General features: G+C 53.3%; 21 protein-coding genes and 1 pseudogene. 11 read left to right on the top strand and 11 right to left on the bottom strand.

Annotated elements, in window-relative coordinates; translation table 11 throughout:
- Nucleotides 1–22 precede the first annotated feature (22 nt).
- The 5 genes from ACN08V_RS06795 to nhaA (ACN08V_RS06775) all read right to left on the bottom strand — a co-directional run bounded on the left by ACN08V_RS06795 (nucleotide 23) and on the right by nhaA (ACN08V_RS06775) (nucleotide 7,203).
- The gene (locus tag ACN08V_RS06795) at nucleotides 23–463 is read right to left on the bottom strand and encodes a hypothetical protein (RefSeq protein WP_419104985.1); all 441 of its coding nucleotides are present in this window, start codon (nucleotides 461–463) and stop codon (nucleotides 23–25) included.
- A gap of 227 nt (nucleotides 464–690) precedes the next feature.
- Nucleotides 691–2,193 (bottom strand): APC family permease, encoded by a 1,503-nt coding sequence (locus tag ACN08V_RS06790; protein WP_419104984.1) that lies wholly within the window; start codon nucleotides 2,191–2,193, stop codon nucleotides 691–693.
- Between the two features lie 255 nt (nucleotides 2,194–2,448).
- Nucleotides 2,449–3,999, bottom strand: a complete 1,551-nt coding sequence (locus ACN08V_RS06785) for an alanine/glycine:cation symporter family protein (RefSeq protein WP_419104983.1) — start codon at nucleotides 3,997–3,999, stop codon at nucleotides 2,449–2,451.
- Nucleotides 4,000–4,303: 304 nt separating this feature from the next.
- Nucleotides 4,304–5,665 (bottom strand): Na+/H+ antiporter NhaA, encoded by a 1,362-nt coding sequence (gene nhaA / locus ACN08V_RS06780; RefSeq protein WP_419100343.1) that lies wholly within the window; start codon nucleotides 5,663–5,665, stop codon nucleotides 4,304–4,306.
- 188 nt (nucleotides 5,666–5,853) lie between these two features.
- Nucleotides 5,854–7,203: a Na+/H+ antiporter NhaA gene (gene nhaA, locus ACN08V_RS06775; protein WP_419100342.1), complete on the bottom strand. Its 1,350-nt coding sequence runs from the start codon at nucleotides 7,201–7,203 to the stop codon at nucleotides 5,854–5,856.
- A gap of 320 nt (nucleotides 7,204–7,523) precedes the next feature.
- Here nhaA (ACN08V_RS06775) and ACN08V_RS06770 point away from each other — a divergent pair, with 320 nt between their 5' ends.
- From ACN08V_RS06770 to ACN08V_RS06760, 3 genes are all read left to right on the top strand, one after another.
- On the top strand, nucleotides 7,524–8,054 hold the full coding sequence (locus tag ACN08V_RS06770; protein ID WP_419100341.1) for a MarR family winged helix-turn-helix transcriptional regulator: 531 nt from the start codon (nucleotides 7,524–7,526) through the stop codon (nucleotides 8,052–8,054).
- 781 nt (nucleotides 8,055–8,835) lie between these two features.
- Complete coding sequence (locus tag ACN08V_RS06765; RefSeq protein ID WP_419100340.1) at nucleotides 8,836–9,468, top strand: superoxide dismutase; 633 nt, start codon at nucleotides 8,836–8,838, stop codon at nucleotides 9,466–9,468.
- A gap of 165 nt (nucleotides 9,469–9,633) precedes the next feature.
- The gene (locus ACN08V_RS06760) at nucleotides 9,634–10,557 is read left to right on the top strand and encodes a thermonuclease family protein (RefSeq protein ID WP_419104982.1); all 924 of its coding nucleotides are present in this window, start codon (nucleotides 9,634–9,636) and stop codon (nucleotides 10,555–10,557) included.
- A 39-nt stretch (nucleotides 10,558–10,596) separates the two neighbouring features.
- On the opposite strand, the gene ACN08V_RS06755 is transcribed toward ACN08V_RS06760, so the two are convergent.
- On the bottom strand, nucleotides 10,597–11,457 hold the full coding sequence (locus ACN08V_RS06755; RefSeq protein WP_419104981.1) for a thermonuclease family protein: 861 nt from the start codon (nucleotides 11,455–11,457) through the stop codon (nucleotides 10,597–10,599).
- On the bottom strand, nucleotides 11,454–12,284 hold the full coding sequence (locus ACN08V_RS06750; RefSeq protein ID WP_419100337.1) for an NUDIX hydrolase: 831 nt from the start codon (nucleotides 12,282–12,284) through the stop codon (nucleotides 11,454–11,456). Before ACN08V_RS06750 ends, ACN08V_RS06755 begins: the two co-directional genes overlap by 4 nt.
- A gap of 657 nt (nucleotides 12,285–12,941) precedes the next feature.
- Here ACN08V_RS06750 and ACN08V_RS06745 point away from each other — a divergent pair.
- A complete protein-coding gene (locus ACN08V_RS06745) occupies nucleotides 12,942–13,853 on the top strand; it encodes a hypothetical protein (RefSeq protein ID WP_419104980.1) in 912 nt (303 codons plus the stop codon).
- A 91-nt stretch (nucleotides 13,854–13,944) separates the two neighbouring features.
- On the opposite strand, the gene ACN08V_RS06740 is transcribed toward ACN08V_RS06745, so the two are convergent.
- Nucleotides 13,945–14,169, bottom strand: coding sequence for a putative quinol monooxygenase (locus tag ACN08V_RS06740; RefSeq protein ID WP_419100335.1), 225 nt, complete (start codon nucleotides 14,167–14,169; stop codon nucleotides 13,945–13,947).
- 29 nt (nucleotides 14,170–14,198) lie between these two features.
- Here ACN08V_RS06740 and ACN08V_RS06735 point away from each other — a divergent pair.
- From ACN08V_RS06735 to ACN08V_RS06725, 3 genes and pseudogenes are all read left to right on the top strand, one after another.
- A pseudogene (locus tag ACN08V_RS06735) lies at nucleotides 14,199–14,429 on the top strand (replication initiation protein); the annotation flags it as partial.
- A 6-nt stretch (nucleotides 14,430–14,435) separates the two neighbouring features.
- The gene (locus ACN08V_RS06730; protein ID WP_419105006.1) at nucleotides 14,436–14,852 is read left to right on the top strand and encodes a primase C-terminal domain-containing protein; all 417 of its coding nucleotides are present in this window, start codon (nucleotides 14,436–14,438) and stop codon (nucleotides 14,850–14,852) included.
- Nucleotides 14,849–15,160, top strand: coding sequence for a hypothetical protein (locus ACN08V_RS06725; RefSeq protein WP_419100334.1), 312 nt, complete (start codon nucleotides 14,849–14,851; stop codon nucleotides 15,158–15,160). The genes ACN08V_RS06730 and ACN08V_RS06725 overlap by 4 nt, the downstream gene beginning before the upstream one ends.
- A gap of 24 nt (nucleotides 15,161–15,184) precedes the next feature.
- On the opposite strand, the gene ACN08V_RS06720 is transcribed toward ACN08V_RS06725, so the two are convergent.
- From ACN08V_RS06720 to ACN08V_RS06710, 3 genes are all read right to left on the bottom strand, one after another.
- Nucleotides 15,185–15,652 (bottom strand): hypothetical protein, encoded by a 468-nt coding sequence (locus tag ACN08V_RS06720; protein ID WP_419100333.1) that lies wholly within the window; start codon nucleotides 15,650–15,652, stop codon nucleotides 15,185–15,187.
- Nucleotides 15,630–16,229, bottom strand: coding sequence for a hypothetical protein (locus tag ACN08V_RS06715; protein ID WP_419104979.1), 600 nt, complete (start codon nucleotides 16,227–16,229; stop codon nucleotides 15,630–15,632). Before ACN08V_RS06715 ends, ACN08V_RS06720 begins: the two co-directional genes overlap by 23 nt.
- 461 nt (nucleotides 16,230–16,690) lie before the next feature.
- On the bottom strand, nucleotides 16,691–17,011 hold the full coding sequence (locus ACN08V_RS06710; protein WP_419100331.1) for a putative quinol monooxygenase: 321 nt from the start codon (nucleotides 17,009–17,011) through the stop codon (nucleotides 16,691–16,693).
- Between the two features lie 197 nt (nucleotides 17,012–17,208).
- Here ACN08V_RS06710 and ACN08V_RS06705 point away from each other — a divergent pair, with 197 nt between their 5' ends.
- From ACN08V_RS06705 to ACN08V_RS06690, 4 genes are all read left to right on the top strand, one after another.
- Entirely contained in the window at nucleotides 17,209–17,424 is a 216-nt protein-coding gene (locus ACN08V_RS06705) for a helix-turn-helix transcriptional regulator (protein ID WP_419100330.1), read from the top strand.
- A 2-nt stretch (nucleotides 17,425–17,426) separates the two neighbouring features.
- Nucleotides 17,427–17,912 carry a hypothetical protein gene (locus ACN08V_RS06700; protein WP_419104978.1) on the top strand — a complete coding sequence of 162 codons (486 nt, stop codon included), beginning with the start codon at nucleotides 17,427–17,429 and terminating at the stop codon, nucleotides 17,910–17,912.
- 125 nt (nucleotides 17,913–18,037) lie between these two features.
- A complete protein-coding gene (locus ACN08V_RS06695; protein WP_419104977.1) occupies nucleotides 18,038–19,786 on the top strand; it encodes a hypothetical protein in 1,749 nt (582 codons plus the stop codon).
- A gap of 4 nt (nucleotides 19,787–19,790) precedes the next feature.
- Nucleotides 19,791–20,657 carry a hypothetical protein gene (locus tag ACN08V_RS06690; protein ID WP_419104976.1) on the top strand — a complete coding sequence of 289 codons (867 nt, stop codon included), beginning with the start codon at nucleotides 19,791–19,793 and terminating at the stop codon, nucleotides 20,655–20,657.
- Nucleotides 20,658–20,660: the final 3 nt, after the last annotated feature.

Below are 20,660 nucleotides of genomic sequence, written 5' to 3'. Positions count from 1 at the left end.
CTAAAATGGTCAATAAATGTCTTTAGAGAGCTAGCGCCCTCAGCTTGGCCTCAACCTCTTCAATCAGGTCAGCCAAAGTGGTGATGTAATACTTCTCAGCCAGAGTGATCGCGTTCTCACTCGGTAGGCCATCAGTGGCAAATGAACCCATAGCAAAACTATGAGACTGCCCCAGGGAGCTCCTTGCTTCTTTGCTAAAACTTGCCCCAAAACTAGGTGCCTGAGGGGCGCTCGCAGCTTCGCGGGTGAGGGTAAATCCGTAGGCCGTGCTATCTGCATAGCTGATATTGAGGACGTACTCCACCTGGGTGCCGTCCTCTGGCCGCTCAATGGACAGGTCAGCATCGTCAAGGAATTCGCCGTCCAGTTCTAAGCCACCGTTGTACTCTAAAGCCCAGCCAAACTTACGGGCCAGTGCGAAAGCGGTTTCTTTAATCTGGGTATTGTTTGGGTCGATAGCCACGGTTCTCCTTCTGGGCGGGTTTGTCTTATGTCTTCAACTGTACCCGCCCCGCACCTAGGAGCCACCCAGCAGAGGTACTAGTAGCGCCTTATTTCACCATGGCAAGGAAAAATAAGTACTTAAGCCTGACGAGATGGCCAAAAACTTGGCAAATACACCAGCTCTTGGCATCTTGTGAAAAGACAGACAGGGCCTATCTGGGTGAAACCAGCGCTAGAGTTACCGGCCTAGAGAACCTCATCCAAATCAACAGACTCAGGCACCTTCACACCGGTATTCATGTTCAGAGTCTCCCCCCTGAAGAAAGGCTTAAACTCATCCCGCCTCATGAGAGCAACCATGAGCGCAAAACCAATAGCGAAAGAGGTCACGGCAGTAATAAAGACCCCGCTGGTCCCCAGCATCTTGGTGTAACCGTAGTCGGGGTCGGCCATATTGAAAAGTGAGACAGCCAGAATACAGGTCATCATGAGCCCGCCGGCTAGCGGGATAATCAGGCGGAACACTACGTTACGGGCGCTTGTAAAGATACTGCCACGGTAATACCGAATACAGGCAAAAGATGAGACCGCATAGTAAACAGCTACCGCTACGCTGGCAGCTTCGATGGTATCAGCCAGCATGTTCTCACTGATGTAGGTCATTCCCGTATAGAAGACCGCGGAGCAGACACCCATATAGATGGTGGCAGTCTTGGGCGTCTTAAATTTGGGGTGCACATCGCCAAACTTTTTGGGTACAGACCGGTAGACGGCCATAGCAAAAACACCCCGAGAAGAGGGCAGGATAGTGGTCTGACAGGTAGCCAGCGCAGAAACCGCAACCGCCAGGATAATAACCCAACCCCAGGACCCGAGAGCGGCGTCCTTGAAGGGGGTAAAGACATCATCGGAGTTATCTGGGTTAGCGAGGCCAATCCCTTCGGATCCCGCACCCGCGTACATTAAGGCCACGACGGTTACAAAGACGTAGGTGACCACCAGAATAGAGCTGGAGAGCACTGCTGCGCGGCCGGGTGTGCGGTGGGGGTCTTTGGTTTCTTCGCTAATAGCTAGGCAGGTGTCCCAGCCCCAGTAGATGAAGATTGAGATGAGCACCGCCTGCACCATACTGCTAAAGCTGGATTCAAAGGGGTTGAACCAGCTCATCTCAAACTCATACCCGCTCGTGGCCCCGGAGGCTAGCGCCTTAAAAACACCCAGGGCGAGCAGAGCAATAGCAAGATACTGGATTCCCACGAGGAGCCACTGGGTCAGCGAACCCGCTTCGATATTGCGGTAGGAAATCCAGGTGGTTAGAGCTATGACCAAAACACCGGTGAGCACCACTATGTGCTTATTGTGGGCAAAATCTTCCCGCCCCAAAAAAAGCCAGAGGTAGATAGCTGCAATCTGGGTCTGATTAGCCATAGCTATGACACCAGCAACAATAACTCCCCAGCCGGAAATCCATCCAACCTTGGGTCCAAAGGTTTTTGTTCCCCAGGTAAATATGGTCCCGGAGTCGGGGACAGCTTCGTTGAGTTCCTTGTAGGACAGCGCTGTAATCAGCATGGGGATAAAGCCCAAGACAAGGGCGATAGGGGCCTGGTAGCCAACAGCTACCACGATGAAGCCAACAGATGCGGCCAGTGAGTACATGGGGGCGGTCGAGGCTACCCCGATGACGGTTGAAGAAGCCAGCCCCAAGCGCCCCTCGGCAAGGCCTTTATGGTGAAAGTCTTTGGTCATTATCGCTAAAGATCATCCTCTGCAGGGAGGCACGCACCAACAGCCTCCACACCCCGCAGCTCAGGGGAGGTGACGTGCAGGTGGATAGCTGGGTGGGGCCTTCAGACGGTAGGTAAGAATAAACAAAGTCTCAGTATAGGACTCAATTACCTTAAAGACGAAAGGACCGGCTCAATCAGAGGGTGCACTTTATGCTCTTGTCTCTGATCTGCCGGTCCTTTGTCGTGGCTCTAACCCCTACAGGGTATAGCCTGTCTACTTGCGCCTTGCCGCTTGTTTTTCAAGCTGTAGACGGTCGTAGTTTTCCCAGTAGCTACGCTGGGTCAGCTGGTCTGTGCCATCCCAGGCATCCAGGTTCTTGATTTCGGGCAGATCACTGGCTTGGAAGACGGGTTCCAGGCCGGCCTTGCGCTGAGCCTCGTAGTTGCGAAGTAGCTTCATGACGTTGGGCATGAGCAGGCAGACAGCGGTTAGGTTGACAATGACCATGCCGCCGTTGAGTAGGTCAGCTAGGTTCCAGAGCAGATCCAGTGATGCAATGGCACCGAAGAAGACGAAGCCGATGACAATCACACGGAAGATATTCATGGGCAGGTGCTTCTCAGTCACAAAACGGATGTTGGACTCACCGTAGTAGTAGTTACCGATAATTGATGAGAAAGCGAAGAGAGCGATAGCCACAGTCAGGAAGTGAACGGCCCAGCCTCCCAGGTGGGTGGAGAGCGCGGTCTGAGTGAGGGTACCTGCCTGGCTACGGTCCCCGTAGGGAACATTGCCCGCAACCAGTACGATAAAGGCGGTCACCGAGCAGACCAGAACGGTATCGAAGTAGACACCCAGAGACTGAACAAAGCCCTGCTTAGCGGGGTGGGAAACAGAGGCGGTTGCGCCGGCGTTGGGGGCTGTACCCATACCTGCTTCGTTGGAGAGTAGGCCTCGGCGCATGCCCTGGGTAATCACACCGATGACGCTGCCGGTGACAAATTCACGGATACCAAAGGCACCGGTAATGATTTCAGCAATAACATCGGGTACGGCACCAATGTTGAGCACAACTACAATCAGACCCAGCACCAGGTAGAGTACGGCCATGAAGGGCACGAGAATTTCGGTGACCGATGAGATGGCGCGGATACCGCCGAAGATGATGAAAGCAGAGAGCAGGGCGATCACCGCACCAATCGCGATACGGAAGCCCATACCGTTGGTTTCAGCAATATCAACGTTAAAAGAACCCGCTACGGCACCGACAATCGCGTTGGTCTGAACGGCAACAAAGACGAAAGCGTAGGTGATAACAATGAAAGCAACAAAGATCAGGCCGAGCCAGCGGGCGTTCAGGCCGCGAGCCATGTAGTAGGCAGGGCCACCGATATAGGAGTCCTCACCCTTACGTTTGTACAGCTGACCTAGGAGTGATTCTGCGAAAGCAGAAGCTGCGCCAACAGAGGCGATGACCCACATCCAGAAGACGGCACCGGGGCCGCCCATGGTGATAGCCAGGGCTACACCGACGATGTTACCGACACCTACTCGGGAGGCAGCTGAGACGGTGAAAGCGCGGAAGGCTGAGATACTTTTCTTGCCGTTGTATTCGGTGCCTGCCGGATCCTTGAGGGTGCGGAACATCTCACCCAGGGACCGGAACTGAACGCCACGGGTTGCGATGGTAATGCCCAGACCTGCAAGGACCAGGGCGTACATTAGGAAGTTGGTCCAGAGGGAATCTGAAATTGAGGTAATGACCTCTGTGGCCCCAGCGGTGGATTCATTAATCCAGTTCACTGCGTCGAGCAGAAAATCCATGCGTGCTCCAAATCGTTAAAGGGTACAACTGCTCTGATGTGTATGGGCTGGCAGCTGTCCCTGGTGGTTGACTACCTGTTGCGGCACGGGTGGGCAACAGGAGCGGGCTTTCACCTGCTGTATGGTGCGGTGAATACTCAGGTAATTCTCACAGGTCGTGCACCAATCTGCAAAATACCCGCAAGTGTGATGTTGCCGGGTCGCTGCTTGGCACAGCTGTCTCAGGGCCGGAAGCCCTAAAATTTAACCCCACCGACAGGCTAAGCCTTGGTATTGGCCTGGGCCCTGTCGGTGGGGTTCATTCTTACTTGGGGCTTGGCGCTGGTGCCTCGGTGTTGTCGCTGAAGACATCGGGGATGCCGTCGTGGTTGGCATCCAGGCTTTCTTTCTGCGCAATGAGCTTGTAGTTCTTATTGCGGATGGAAAGAATGATGGCTCCGAGAACAGCAGCAAGAAGCGAACCAATCATAATGCCAATTTTGGCGTCTTCCGTGTGCATGCTCCCCTCTTTAAAGGAGAGCTCGGCTACCAGCATAGAAACTGTAAAACCGATACCGCCGGTGACGGCTAGGCCTACAACATCAATCCATTTGATATCGGGGTCAAGATTGGCGCCGCGGAAGCGGGTAATCAACCAGGCTGTGCCTGTAATGCCTACGGTCTTTCCAAGAACAAGACCTAGCATGATGCCGATAGCTACAGAGTCAGCTAGTGCGGTGGTGAGCCCCTCCCAGCCGCCGATAGCGACACCAGCCGAGAAGAAGGCAAAGAGGGGTACACAGATGCCGGTGGATAGGGGGCGGAGGCGGTGTTCAAGGGTTTCAGCCAGGCTGGAATCTGCATCTACCTGATTGGCCTGAGCTGTCATCCGCACGGGTACGCAGAAACCGAGGATGACACCTGCGATGGTAGCGTGGATGCCTGATTCTAGGAAGAGAGCCCAGGTAATCAGACCCAGGGGGAGCAGAATTACCCAGGCCGCCCACCCTTTTTGGTGGAAAAGTTTCTCGTGCTTGTGGGTCAACCAGAAATATGCGCCAATAGGAATAATTGAGGCAATAAGGTACCAGGGGTGGAAATTGCTGGTGTAGAAGAGGGCGATAATAACGATGGCAATGAGATCATCAACGACAGCTAGGGTGAGCAAGAAGGTGCGCAGGGCGGCTGGAAGAAAAGTGCCTACCCCTGCAAGGACAGCTACCGCAAAAGCGATATCGGTAGCGGCGGGGATAGCCCAGCCACTTACTGCGCTTGGGCTGTTGTGATTGATAGCGAAGTAGATGATAGCCGGAGTCATGGCTCCACCGAAGGCTGCGGCTACGGGGACAATAGCCTTACCCGGATCACGCAAATCACCGACCACAAACTCTCTTTTAAGCTCCAAGCCGGTGAGGAAGAAGAAGACGGTGAGTAGCCCGTCTGCGGCCCAGAGATGGACGTTCATCATCAGGTGGCTAAAGCCCGGTATGGCTAGACCGATTTGGCTATCGCGGATGCTTTCATAGAAGTCGGCTGCTTGGGTATTAGCCAGCACGATAGCTAGAACAGTGGCGGCAAGCAGAATGAACCCGCCCACTGACTCCTTGCGTATGATCTCTGAGATGCGACTTGTTTCGGCGTAGGATCCGCGTGAAAAAAGAGGATCTGTCTGAGGCGTTTGGGACATGCCTCTCCTTCTGTCGGGTGGGTTTCTCGTCGGTTTAGTTTCCATTATGCTCCCTAAGGCTGTTTCCAGCCCGTAGTTAAGGTGCAGAACTGTAAAATAAGCCTACGAATTATCCCAGGGACTGAAAACCGCCCCCTGTGTCTTGTGGAGAGGGGGGCGGTCGATGAAGAGGTGGGCCAGGCTTCTTGTTACTGGGAGTCTTGAACCCTGGCGCTGTCATCGCTAAAGACATCGGGGATGCCGTCCTGGTTTTCATCCAGGCTTTCCTTCACTTCAACCTGCTTGTAATGCTTATTACGGAGTGACAGGATGGTTGCCCCACCTAGGGCGGCACCTACGGAAGCGGTCAAGATAGCAACCTTGGCGGCATCATTGTGGGGGGAGCCCAGGCCGAAGGACAGCTCAGCAATAAGCAGGGAGACGGTAAAGCCGATCCCGGCCAGAGTTGCAACGCCTATAACGTCAATCCAGGCGATGTCTGGATCCAGATTGGCATGGCGTAGGCGGGTCACCAGCCAGGTGGAGGCGGTAATGCCGATCATCTTGCCTAAGATCAGGGCGGCAATGATGCCGTAGGCAATGGGTTCGCTGACTGCGTCCATAAAGCCCTGGACACCACCGATAGCTACACCTGCTGAGAAGAAGGCAAAGACGGGGACACAAAAGCCTGCGGAGAAGGGGCGGATGCGGTGCTCCATGACCTCGGCTAGGCCGTGGTCGGCATCGGCGGCCTTGGTGCGCTTGTTATGGCGCACGGGAATCATAAAGGCTAGGATAACGCCGGCGATGGTGGCGTGAATACCAGAGTTGAGGAAGAGTACCCAGGTCACGAAACCGATGGGAAGTAGGATTAGCCAGCTCGCGGTAGGGGAGAGATGGAAGAGCTTTTCGCCCTTGCGAGCAATCAGGGCGTAGAGGGCAATCGGAATGATGGACAGTGCCAGGTAGCCGATTTGCAGGTCGCTGGTGTAGAAGATGGCAATAATCGTGATGGCAATGAGGTCATCGACTACGGCCAGGGTGAGCAGGAAAGTACGCAGCGCGCTGGGCAGGTGTGAGCCGATAACGGCGAGGACGGCTACTGCAAAGGCGATATCGGTTGCCGCAGGGATAGCCCAGCCCCCGATTGCCTCATCGCTACCTCGCAGGTTAATAACGGTGTAGATAATAGCGGGTAGAGCGACACCGCCGGCTGCGGCCACAATGGGGACGAGGGCTTTGCCGGGGTTGCGTAAATCGCCTTCGACAAACTCTTTTTTGAGTTCAAGGCCGACTAGGAAGAAGAAGACAGCTAGCAGGCCGTCGGCAGCCCAGTGTCCGATGGAAAGCTTAAGGTGCAGGCCCCAGAAGTCGGCACCCAGGTAGGTATCGCGCAGGCCAAAGTAGTGTTCGGCGGCAGCTGAGTTGGCAAAGATGAGGGCCGCAATAGTTGCGACCAGCAAAATGATGCCGCCGGTAGATTCCTTGGAAAGAATCTCGGAGACACGCTGAGACTCCCTGTAGGAGCCGCGCGATAGGACGGTGTTTTCTGAGGACATAGGGCTAACCTTTGGGGTCGATGACAGATATATCACCGCTGATTTCTACCTACCAAGGGGAGTGAAGCGATAGACAGCTTCGTCTTGTGAGCTCGCCTGGTGTTGAGAGAGTCAGCGAGCCGACCAGTCTTCCCGGCACACCTTTAGTGATTAAGCCTATCAAATGGTGGAGCGGGGTAAAAGCTTGGTGATGGCGGTGGTGCCGGTCATGCTCATGGGGTGAGCAACACATTGAGCACGGGTTGGCTAGAGCGGGCCCATCCTTCAATGAAACTATAGACTTGTTGAATAGATGATTCTGCTGATTACCTTGAGGAACCATGAGCACAGAAAACTCCACGCCTGTTGGTGTTGATACCACCCGCTGGTTATCTGAAGAAGAACGTGAAGGCTGGCTGTTTATATCGTCCATGATGTTTAAATTGCCGGGGCAACTGGAAAGTCAGCTTCATAAGGACTCGGGGCTGAGCTTCGTGGAGTACATGGTCTTGGCCATGCTCTCAGAATCCAAGCAACATAAGCTCACTATGACCGAGCTGGCTTGCCAGACAAACACTCTTCTACCGCGCCTTTCTCGCGTGGTGACCCGCTTAGAAAAGTGGGGTTTTGTAGATCGCAGCATCTGGGAAAAGGATCGCCGCGTGTCTATCTGTCACCTTTTGCCCGCCGGTCTGGACAAGGTGCAGGAGGCCGCGCCGGGGCATGTTGAGGCCGTTCGGAGTATCATTTTTGACCGGCTCAACGCCCGCCAGGTCAAGTCACTTGCCAAGATCGGTGAGGCCGTTCTGGGTGATAAGCCCAGTGCCGTCATCAACGTAGCGAATATTTCTTCTCTTGATGAGGATGAATAGTCTCACCTGTCGGACATCATAGAGACTTTTAAAATATAAAGAACCTGCCCCACCGCACACAGTGGTGGGGCAGGTTCTTTATGCGTGTGAAGACTTATAGTTTTTATCCACAGGTCTTATCCACAGTGTTAATAAGTTCCAGGGGTGTGATTACAAGCTTGTTATTTTGAGGGATCGGGTTCAGTGCTTTGTGAACCGTGGCCCTCTGGTCCGTGCAGAATCAGGGGCACCTTGTGCTGCCCATGAGGTCACTCATGCGCCAGCCATAAGATCTTGGGTTGCCGCTTACCCCTTTTATCCCCACCTGTGGATAAGTCTGTGAACAATTTCCACTTAAGGTGGGGAAATCGCTAAAAGCCTGGGGAAAAGCCCTCTCTAGAGCCTTAATAACCATGCTTTTCGTGGCCTTTTAACGCTTTGTCCACAGGCTTTCTCCACAAGTGGAACCCCAAGGGACAGTCTAGCTCTTCGAATAACACCCTTGTATTTTCGAAGATTGAGGGCCTAATGCTTACCCCTGTGGGTGTTGTGGTATCGAATATCTTCGAAACTCACGCTCCTGTAATTCGAATATCCCCAGTTTTATCCCCACCTGTGGATAACTTTATATCCTGGCCGGTGGAGAATTGTGGATAACTGCTTCCACGGGGCTCCCCTAGCATCAGCCCAGGAGCAATCCCGCAGACAGATAGGAGCCCGCCCCGTGACCGCTTGGCCCTGAGTGTGTAGAGTTAAACCCAGAAAGACCCTAAGACAGGGCCTTTAACGAAAGGAACACACCATGGCAGAGAAGTACGCTCTTCCTGAACTCGACTATGACTATGCGGCGCTAGAACCCCACATCTCAGCACGCATCATGGAGCTACACCACTCCAAGCACCACGCCACCTACGTTGCTGGAGCCAATACCGCCATCGAGAAGATGGAAGAAGCCCGCGCAAACGGCGACTTCGCCAACATCGGCAAGCTCTCCAAGGACCTGGCCTTCAACCTGGGCGGCCACACCAACCACTCCATCTTCTGGAAGAACCTCTCACCCGAGGGTGGCGACAAGCCCACCGGCGAACTGGCCGCAGCAATCGACAACGACTTCGGTTCCTTCGACGGCTTCCGTGCCCACTTCGAGAACGTAGCCCTCACCATCCAGGGCTCTGGCTGGGCAATCCTGGCCTGGGACACCGTCGGTAAGCGCCTGGTCATCGAACAACTCTACGATCAGCAGGGCAACATCTCCGTAGCCCTCATCCCCGTCCTGCAGCTGGACATGTGGGAGCACGCCTTCTACCTGGACTACCAGAACGTCAAGGGCGACTATGTCAAGGCATTCTGGAACATCGTCAACTGGGCAGACGTTGCAGCACGCTTGGACCGCGCTGTATCCCAGACCAAGGGCCTCATCATCCCCGAAGCTTAAGTCCAAGAAACTAGGCTCAAGCAGGCACCCGCGCCCCTCCCTGACCGGGGAAGAGCGCGGGTGCCTTCGTCATCAGCGGGCCAGACAAGCCGGTCGCGGCACAAGAAGGACGGAGCCGCCCCACCCGCTGGCTGCTATGGTCTTCAACCCTAAGGAGTAAAACCCATGCGCCCACACCGCTACACCACACCCATGACGGCTCTGGCCCTCGGTGCGCTCACTTTTACCGGCTGCGGTCTGCTGGGCGGTGGCCAGGAAGAACCAGCTGAAACCACCCCAACTGCCACCCCCACCGAAGACCTCACCAGCGCTCGCATTATCTCGGTAAAAGATGCAGATACCATTGTGGTGGACCGTGATGGCGCCACTGTAATCGTTGACCTGATGAACCTAGCCACCCCTCAGACCAGGCACGACAACCCCGATATACACTGCCTGGCAGAAGAATCCACCGACTACCTCACCCGTATGCTGCCGGTGGGCTCACCTGTGGAACTAACCTACGATACCGCCCTAGGAACCGGCACCAGGCCCAGCCCCACCGAGTCAGCAGCTACCGAGCCACCGCCCACTGTCACGGCCGGGGTCACCCTACCTAACGGCAAACTGGTCAACGCTGAGATAGCCAGAGCGGGCTACGGGGTAGCAACCCATGACGGTGCTAGCCTCTACTACGATCAGGTCAGCCAAGCCCAAGACGAAGCTGACCAGAAACAAGCAGGCCTCTACAGCAGGGATATGGCCTGTACCCTGCCAGCTCAGCTCAAGACCGCGACCAATAACCTCACCGGGGCACAGGGGCTAGACCTCAAAGACCCTCTGGAAGAGGCAACCCAGCTCACTGGAACTCTCGCAGGCTACGAGAAAAACCCCGACCTGCCTCTGCTTGCCTCCATCGTTGAAACCCAGTCTGTCAAAACCCAAAGAGCGGCCCTCACCCGTGCCCACGAAAGCAAAAGGGTTGCTTACACTGTTGCCGAAGAGGCTGAACGGGAGCAGAAAGCTAAAGAAGCCAGCGCCTCCCCGCCCCCTAGCGCTAGGGACCAGGGCAAAAAATCAGCCTCCGGTGAGCCCTCACCCAAAAAGTGAGGCCACCGGAGGCCAAGAAAAGTAGTAAAGCTGTAGGTTTTAGGAGCCGGGACGTGCCGGGGTGCTTTGCACCCCGGACTTCTTCTGCTGGTTTACACTGGTGCCATTCTGTGGATAGAAATCATCACCGAGGGTCTGCTCCAAATCTGTCAGTTGCTTGGAGACAGAATCCAGAGTGACGATAGAGCCCACCCATTGGGCCGGTGACTTAACCTGATCCTTGAGTTCCCGGTAGAAAGCAGAGGCATCTTTGTAGATTTTTTGACGTTCTGCCTCCTTCTGCTGGTCCTCAGCAGAGGCGTCCTGGCCGGTATTGACCTCCCAGGTTTTGGCGTCGTCAACAGCCTTCTTCTGCTCCTGGATCAGCGCGGGGATAGCGCATTTAAGGTCGCGGGAATAAAGGCCCAGGCCCTCGTTGGCGGCATCCTGTTGGGCTTGAGAAATCTCGGGGTAGAACTTATCGCTGGCAGTGGAGAAAGTTGTGGCTACCATCCCGGCTCGTGCCATATCCCGGTTGATGAAAGCGTCACCCGAGTAAACAGCGGCCTCAACATAGCCGGTCTTGCCGCGCTGGTTCTCATCAAATTTGAGCGTCACCTGGCTGTTGGCAGGTAGTTTCTCTGCAAGAAGGGCTTTTGACTCATCGACCAGGCAGTCACTAGAAAGTGCCAGCCCGTTGGGGGAAGGCGCAGCAAGATTAACTAGACGGACCTGCTTTTTAAGACCCTCGATCTCTGCGGTAAAGGTGTTCGCTGATTCAACGGAAACAACGGTAACGGTCATACCGTCCGTGTAACTGATCGTGGGAGAAGACGTCGCCGTGCTGTTGGCTTGATCGTTCTGGCCGCAACCGGTCAGAACAAGCAGCGCACTAGCGACTAGGGGGATAAGACGCTTCATGAAAGGGTGCCTTCCTGGGCTTTATAAGCGGCCTCGCGGTACATGCCCAAGGGGCCTTGATCCGCAAATGCGCGCGAATGGTTATAACGGTAAAGACGCGGCGGGCGGTGGCGGGTTCCCTCAACCCGCTTGCCGGTGTCAATGATTGATTTTGAGGCCGCAATCTGCCGGCGGAAGTTAGCCGGGTCTAGGGGGCGCCCCAGGATAGCTTCGTAGACCTCACGTAACTGGGCAAGAGTGAATTCTTCCCCCAGGAAAGAATGTGCGATACGGGAATACTCCACCTTATTCTGCAAACGGTAGAGGGCGTATTCAACAATCTCATTGTGGTCAAAAGCAAGAATGGGGAGCTCATCGATGGGGAACCACCGAATGTTCTCGTGGACGCGGGTGCGCTTGACCTCGGTCTGGGGGATAGAGGCCCAGTAGATGATAGAAACTACCCGCTCGTGGGCGTCCTCTTCGGCGGGTACGGGGAGTGACCCGCCCTCACGCATAATCTTGTAATCGGGGGTGCGGTGTACGTCGCCAAAGGCGTAGAGCTGTTCAAGATAGCCCGGTACCAGCCCCGTTGCGCGCTTGAGAGTGGACCCTGCGGCTTCTTCGAGCGAGAGCTCCGGGTGTAAGGGCCCACCGGGTAGAGCCCACTGGCCCTTGTAGGGTTCGCGTAGACGGCGTACAAGCGGTAACCAGAGGGAGTGGTGGCTTTGGCCCTCCTTGCGGCGCAAGGCCAAAATCACTGTAGAAACAGCAAGCGAAACCGAGGTGTGATCGGCATCGAGGTGCTCTTCATGGTGGCTCTGGGCAGCCGGCTCAGGCAAGGTCATAGGGTTCCCCACGGTTAGCGATGGTCTTGTCTCCTACATTCTAGTCAAGAAAAAGGGGCAGAGTTCGTGCGGGCACGGAAGAGCAACCTTTCGCGGGGCTTCTTCAAGCGCGGTGGGCTCTGCAAGCTACCGGTCTTGAATCGGTAGCTGGGTACATCATTAATTGGTTTCGGGGAAGAAATGTACTTATGGAAAGGCGCAATCGGAGGGCGGGTTCACTGCCAGTCGGGGGAGCTACATCAGGGTTGTGTGAAGCAGATACATATAATTATTATTAATTTATAATCCGCATTGTTTTATCGTGGTGAATTTTCTGGGGAAGGTACTCCACAAAAATAATGGGGACAGGTATCAACAAAGAAGTTGAGAAATGATGAAAAAATAAAATTATTTTCTTGTCTTTCAGCCATTGCCCTCCTGACTGGGTGTGGCCTGTTCTCACCGACCATGCCCCAGTATTCGCCTCAGGAACAACTGTCCGATGGGGCTTTCGCCGTGTATCTCGCGGGGCGGTATGATTCGCCGCTGTCGCAAAATCCTGGGAGCGGGATCCTCTTTTACCACCCCGAAAAACAGGAGTGGTCGCGGCTGGACCTTAAAGGTCTGGACGGTGGGGCCCTTAGTTTTGATGGTCAAGAGCTTCACTACAAAGATAAGGTGAACGACTACATCTTGAGCGCCGATGGGGTAAAAACCATAGAGCACCCCCAACAAGAAATGCTTACTATCTCTGAACAGATACCCCTACCCGGTGAAGGAACTGGATCTATCGCCCTTGTAAATTCAGGGAACCCCACCCAAATTATTACCGTACAGGGCCAAGAACGCACCCTCCACGAGGTAGCTGATTCTCTTTCCATGATGGCGACCTGCCCCGACGGTACGGTGTGGGCTATGGGCCAAAGCGGGGAGATGAAGGCAGACCCCGTTGAGTCAGCGTACCCACCGGATCGGCTTTATAAGCTCTACCCAGAGTTCTCAGCTACCCCTGTTGCCGAATATAAGAGTGAGCAGCCGGCGAACACTACCCAGCATTTTGTCTGCTCTGACAATGTCATCTACTACATTATTGACAGCATCACCCCGCCTGCTGAGGGCCTGGCCTACGCTGGCCCCGAGCACTACACCGGGTCAAAGCTGGTCTCCTATGACACGCAGACCGGCGAGTATCGGGAGCAGGACATAAGCGGGGACCTGGCCACCCGCCTAAATGACCAGATATGGAGCCCCACCCTCTCACCGCTCTACCTATACGATGGGCACCTGTGGTGGGTATCGGGGTACGGCAAAGTGGTGAAAACCGACCTGGCAACCGCCCAGAACACGGTAGCTTTCGACCTGGGCGACTTCGATCCGAGTAAGGATATCGGCTACCTGGTGCAAGAAGATAAATACCTCTTCCGCTTTATATTAGACCTTTCGGGGGAGACCACCATCTACCGCTACAACCTAGAGACTGAGCAGCTAGAATCACGCGCTACCGTACCTGGTGTGGGTGATGCGACCCCCAGCGACCAGCACCCTTTTACCGTTGAGGTCCTGGACCTTGAAGCACTGCTTAAGCTGTGACGCCTGCGCCCAGTAATTTTCTGACGGAGCCAGGTCAAAAGGGGCTGCCACATGCGGTGGCCGCCCCTTGCCTGTGTTGGGGTGTGCTGGATTAATCGATAGTGAGTTCGCCCATGCGGTCCCAATCATTGCCCTCAATGAGGCGGGAGATAATCTTGGGGGTCTCGGCCAGCCAGGGGCGCATACTCTCCATGCCCTTGGCGAAGTGCTCGGACTTAACGTGGGCTTCTGCTGCGTCGTCCTTGAAGGCCTCGACCAGGACTACCTCGTTGGGGTTCTCAACCCGAAAGAACACTATGACACCACAACCAAGCACCAACCTGGTGCGAGAGCTACCGGCCTAACTGGGTCGTAGCCAACCCTGCCAACGGTCACGCACATGCCCTGTGGCTCCTAGCTTCCCCCATTCCTCGCACCGAGTATGCCCACCGCAAGCCAATCGCCTACGCCCATGCCATTACCGAAGGCCTAAGAATCGCAGTAGACGGAGATAAAGGCTATGCCGGGCTTATCACTAAAAACCCGTTACATGTTTCCTGGGAGGCTTACCAGCTCCACACCCACGCCTATGCCTTAGACGAGCTGAAAACGGCTCTAGAAGCTGATAGCTGCCTTCCTAGCCCCTCCTGGCGTAAAACTAAACGACGCTACGCCGCCGGTCTAGGCAGAAACTGCCTTATTTTCGATTCTGCGCGCCTGTGGGCTTATCGAGAGGTACGGAACCACTTCGGCAGTCCTGAGAGCTTAGAAAGGGCTGTGACGGCTCATGTGCACGGTCTAAATGCTGATTTCAAAGACCCATTACCTGAGCAAGAAGCTCAGCAAATTGCTAACAGCATTGTGCGGTGGGTTGTGGCTGAGTCTCGGTTGTGGAATGACGGGGAAGCTGTTTATGAAGCAACTTTTACGGCTATCCAGTTCGCACGGGGACGCAAAGGTGGAATAAAAAGCGGGAATGTAGGAGCTACTAAAGCACGCGAAAGGAACTGGCTTCTGTGAACACTGAAGAACTGCCCCCTAGCGTCTATGCTTGCTATTCGCGGGGAATTCAGACGGCTAAACAAGTTGCACAACGTGTAGGTGTTTCTGAACGCACTGCACAACGTTGGACTTCTCGTAGCCGTACTGACTGGCTGACTGAAAAAGCCCAAGAGCGAGAAGAGATCCGCGCCTATCATGACGATTTAGGGGACTCGTGGACTCAGACCACCAAGCACTTTAAGCTTGCAGTTTCGACTGTGAAAGAGGGTGCTTATCGTGCTCGTAAGGAAAGTACCAAAAAATCAAATTATCCAAATAGAAAATAAATATGTTTTTGGGTTCCTATAAGATTAAGCGGTCTTTAGCTTATGCACACGCATATGCAAAACGGCCTTGTGAACCATAAAAAAGTGAATAGCACAGACAGACGTGATGCCTAAAGGAATAATCCAAGAAATAGAGTTAATGGCTTCAGCACTTTTCGTTAGCCAGAGGTAGAAGAGGAAAGCAACGAGGTAAGCACTAATTCCAAAAATTCCCCAGTTAATCATAGGAAAACCGCCTTCTCGCTGAGAACCTCTGGAAAGAATAGAGTTGGCAAAGTAAGCCAAACCATAAATAGCAGCGGGAATAAGACCGTATATATTGAAAAATTGACCGAATTTCTGTGGATTAGATGATACTTCTCCCCATAGTCCAGCATGAGAAAGAACTGGCAACGACGCGAGCACTACGGTGAGAAAAATCATGATAGGTACAGAAATTAACAGAAATATTTTGGTGTTGCTAGAGAGTTTAGTGCTGTGCATCAATGTCACTGGGAATCACTCCTCCAGGTTCGCTTTCATATACAGCATGAACAATATTGTTCGAAAATGCGTTCCACGTGGGCCAAGCAATGAAGCTGTCAGGGAAACCAGGATCATGAGGCCCATGGGCTTCTGCTACAAGAGTTCTACCGTCAGCACTGACGCCTAAAGTAACGATGTTGTCAGGCCCAAGCCTATGACTTTCAAGCGAAAGAATTTTTATGTGACGGTCCCCGACTTCCAGGATCCGAATAGGGTTGTTACCTAGCAGGATAACTTCCTGACCTGGCTGCGGATTATCAACCATTCCAGGTATAGGGAAAACATTACTAAATTGTTTAGTAACAATTTTCCATATTTCGTGGCCAGGCAGAGTATCAGCGTATGTGGGTGTAATAGAGTACTCATGGCGATAGTTATAACCAGAATCATTTGCTACTTCATGCAACGTACTGTTGGTAGCCAAAGTTCTTTCTGCACTTTCTTCATGCACTGGATTATTCGCATGGGCAGGGGCAATTCCAAGCGCTCCTAGAGCTAGCGTACCGGTTACAAATCCTGTTGAACACTTCTTTGCAAGAGACATTGTTCTTCCTTTTGTATAGAGCATCTTTACTCTGGTGACTAGCGACACATCAAACTAACCATATACGCTTTAAATAAGTCAACTTATTACACCACAATTAGATGATATATCCGATAAAATGCCTAACCAGAACCACTTTGAAAATCTCCGTAATATTCACACAACGGATACATAACCAGCCAACAGCAGCTAGACCCACACACTTACCGATCAGCTCTGACCTGATTTCTAGGGACTTTTTTTCTTACATACTTGTGGCATTGAAGTGCGCTGCACTGTATTTTTACTCCGTGTGGGTGATGCGACCCCCAGCGACCAGCACCCTTTTACTGTTGAGGTCCTGGACCTTGAAGCACTGCTTAAGCTGTGACGCCTGCGCCCAGTAATTTTCTGACGGAGCCAGGTCAAAAGGGGCTGCCACATGCGGTGGTCGCCCCTTGCCTGTGTTGGGGTGTGCTGGATTAATCGATAGTGAGTTCGCCCATGCGGTCCCAATCATTGCCCTCAATGAGGCGGGAGATAATCTTGGGGGTCTCGGCCAGCCAGGGGCGCATACTCTCCATGCCCTTGGCGAAGTGCTCGGACTTAACGTGGGCTTCTGCTGCGTCGTCCTTGAAGGCTTCGACCAGGACTACCTCGTTGGGGTTCTCAACGCTCAGGGACCATTCGTACCACTTGTTGCCCGGCTCTGCGCGGGTGGCCAGGGTGAAGTCGCGGGCGGCTTCTAGGAATTCTTCACGCTTGCCGTCTTTAACCTGGAATTTAACCACAATAAAAATCATGCTCGGCTGTCCTTTGCTTGATGGTGTCTTGCACCTTTAACCCTAGATCTACTGGGTATCTGGCTCAAGCCTTAAGCCGGGGGTGTGGGGAAAGGCTACAGGCGCTGAGGGAGCCCGCCACCTCTCAGTCAAAGATAGTTGTTCTTATGTAAAGAATAGTTTACATTTAAGGGGAGGCCTCAACCCGAAAGAACACTATGACACCACAACCAAGCACCAACCTGGTGCGAAAGTACCGGCGGTGGAAGGAACTATCGCAGGCAGAACTTGCCCAACGGGCAGGGGTGTCCCGCCAGACCATCGCCAATATTGAAAAGGGCAACTATGCTCCCTCGGTCTACCTAGCCCTGATGATCTCAAAGATTCTGGGCAGGTCGGTGGAGGACATCTTTGACCCCCGAGAAGGTGACTAAACATGAGTATCAACCAGAGAATCTTGGACCGCTATGACGCATCTATGGATGATGAATTTGAGCGGCAGGCCCTCTATAGGGCTATCGCAATTTCCTATGCCTGGGTCATCAACTTAATGTTTGGGGCTTGCGCAGTTCTGGCCTGGGTCTTGCCCGGTTGGTATGCCATGTGGGCTGTGCTCCCCCTGGGGGTGCTTATCTTCTCAATGACGATCAGAGACTTCTGGCTACGTCAGCACGCTCCCAGGCCTCGAATTACCCCATACTCAAAAGTTGGGTTGGTGTTCGCCCTTGTGGTTTCCATGCTCATGATGGGCGGAATCTACCGCAACATTCTGGGGCTTGTAGACCCCGATATGTCACGCGGAATGATTGTTGGTGGTGTAGTGGGCGCGACAGCTAGCCTCTTCATACTGCGTGATATTTCTACCAAGCAACGCCAGCGTGACCGCCAACGCCTGGATGCCCAACTAGGAGAGGACGACTAGCTGGAAACATGTGCGCTTAGAGTGTGGGCGTAGATGCATAACGCAATAATGAGTCATACGAACCAGGGGTGACTCTTTTAGCGCGCTAAACTGGGGTAGACCTGTACCTGACGAAAGCTACCGTAGTGCGCAAACCACGCCCCTACCTGGCCGTTCTTACGAGCCTTCTAACCATACTTATTCTTGCGATAACGGTGGTATGGATAGTGGCCAGTCCAGATTCCCGCACCTCTTTGAATGCGCTTGTTCTTATCTTTCCTGCGGTGTTTATTCTCGGTGCTACTTCGTGGTGGCAGTGGAGCATTTACACGCGGAAAGCTCAGCGCTATAGGCGGTGGGTTTGTATTAAGCGTTCTCTTGCGAGGGTTGTCCTAGACATGGACAGCTTTGAGGTAACCTACGAAACTATTCCTGTGGAATTACGTCTCGCAGACCTAGAGGTAGCGTGGGACTCTCTCCAAAACCTTGCCTACAGCATGCTCAAACATCAGGAATATGTTGAAACCTTGCCTGTAGCCAGCGACCTCTTAGGCAATGAACTCACTGAGTATGAGAGCGGAATAGCACGATTAGAGGATTTAGCGCAGGGGCTTATGGGATCAGGGGCGATATGGATATCAGGCGATACAGCACAATCGGTCTTTGACACTTTACTCCGGCCAATTACCCTGCTTGTTCGTGAACAACTTTTCTACATAGAGGACATTCCGGGCGAGTATATGGAACAGGAATGGGCAACGGAACTCCGTAGGGCTTATGGGGTACTTGTCTCATTAGCTGATGAGGGTCTCACATCAGGCTTTCCGCCCCACCAACAGCCCAACAATATGAACCCAGGTAGCCAGGCTTTACCGCGTACACAGCAAGAGGCTGATCTAGTTACCCTCCGGCATCACCTTGTGAAATGGAAAGAAGCTGAAGGGGCAGTCTATGGGGCCGCGCAGAAGATATATAGGGGGCTTAGTGCTGCCAGAAACCCCGAAGAAGTATCCTATTACCCTGTTCCCGTACCACCGCAGGGGGCCAGCTTATTGACCCTGAGAAAGGCCCTTGGCCTGCCCGTTGATGTGAAGACCAGTGTCGAATACATGCTCCAACGGTCTACTGCTCTGTCCTACTCATACATCAGAACAGACTGGCGGCCAAAAGCTCTATGGCCAGCACCTAGACAAAAAATAGGTACATTCCGTTTGCTCAAAGCCCAAAGAGACTATGCGCGGCAGCTTCTCACCCAACCGGATACTCTCAAAGCTCATTCAATCCTTAGTCGGCTGGACCAAATTGTCACAGAAGCAACATACACGGATAGTGGTGCTCCCAGGAAGGCGCTAACGGTTGGTATCGCGGGTGGAATAGGCCTGGGTTTAGTTACTCTCTGGTTTTTTGTGAGTTCTATTAACTTTGTCAGTAGTGCGCACACTGCTCTCAACCTACTGCTCATTGTTCCAACATCTTTTATGCTTGGCTTCACGATACTTTTTATACCGTGCGCTATGGTAGCCCTTTATCTTTCGTGGAAAAAAGCCGTGAACCGGGGCGCCTTAGCAACAATCGGACTGCAGAGTAAGCGCGTGAAAGCCCTACGTTCCCAGCTTGAAACGTTCATGATTAATCTGGACGGTACAAGGCTCAATAAACTTATTATCGAACATTCACAGTCTGCCTATTCTTCACTGTCTCAACGACTTTATGAGAGAGCATTAGCCCTGGCGCTTCGGGATGTAGAAGAACTTGAACGGAATACCGGAATGGGTCTTGCCCTGGGCTATGAAGACCGGCTTATTGAAGAGACATCTCAGCTCATTGCTTTCCTTCACGAATACAATCAGGATTTAGAGCCGGCAGATACCTCTCAAAGCATGAGGAATAGCTGAAACCATGAAAAAGATAGGCTTTAGCTCATCCAGCGGAGTACTGGCAGCTATCGTAGTTGTTTTTGTGGCGCTATCTACCGCACTAATCTATGTTCTGCTTGGGGTTATGAACAGAGAATCGGCTACAGATAATTCTGTTCAATCAGGCCAGGCATACACTTCCCGGAGTATGGACTCAAATGTCTCTGCAGAATCCCCCGCTATCTCGGAGGCAACGACACCGTCCGTCCCCCAACCTTTGGACCCTCAACCTGTCTCGGTAGCTGACCTGGAGGACGGCGGAGCAGAGTATTCTGGCACCGGCAACAGTGACTTCCGTATTAAAGATCCCAGCGGTGACCAAAGCACTATATGGGTAGAGGTTGAATACGAGCCTGCCCATGCCCAAGATACGGTACGCATATTTTTAGAGAGCCGGCTGGTATCGGACGATTTACTGTGGGGATACGGAACAATAGATATCCCTAAAGCTGGCACGTATTCTCTACTCGTAAATCCCTACCTTCCGCCGTTAAAAGACATCGATAGGGGTATAAACGCCCTCAGAATCGAGACTCAAGGACGCTGGCAGGTGAGGGTTCATCCGGCATCTCAGATACCCATTCATGGCCTTAACGAACCGATACAGGGGCTAGGGCACCAAGCCTTCCGGATTCCGCCTGGTGCAACCGCAGTAGATATTAGCTACTCCACTGATAAGCCGTCCGAAGATCGCCTAGGCCTTGCGCTTTATACAGCAGGGCCTTTTGGCTCTACCGAACGCTCGATAATCCCCCCATCATCTGCGGACCGGACAGAATCCATCGAGCTTTCCGATGCAGAATATGTATCTGTCCAAGCCGAGTCAGAGTGGACTCTAACCTTTAGATAGGCT

The sequence above is a fragment of the Rothia sp. P5766 genome (assembly GCF_048513555.1).
Lineage (GTDB): Bacteria > Actinomycetota > Actinomycetes > Actinomycetales > Micrococcaceae > Rothia.
The sequence above is the reverse complement of the archived record's forward strand: the minus strand, read 5'-3'. Positions and strand labels throughout refer to the sequence as shown.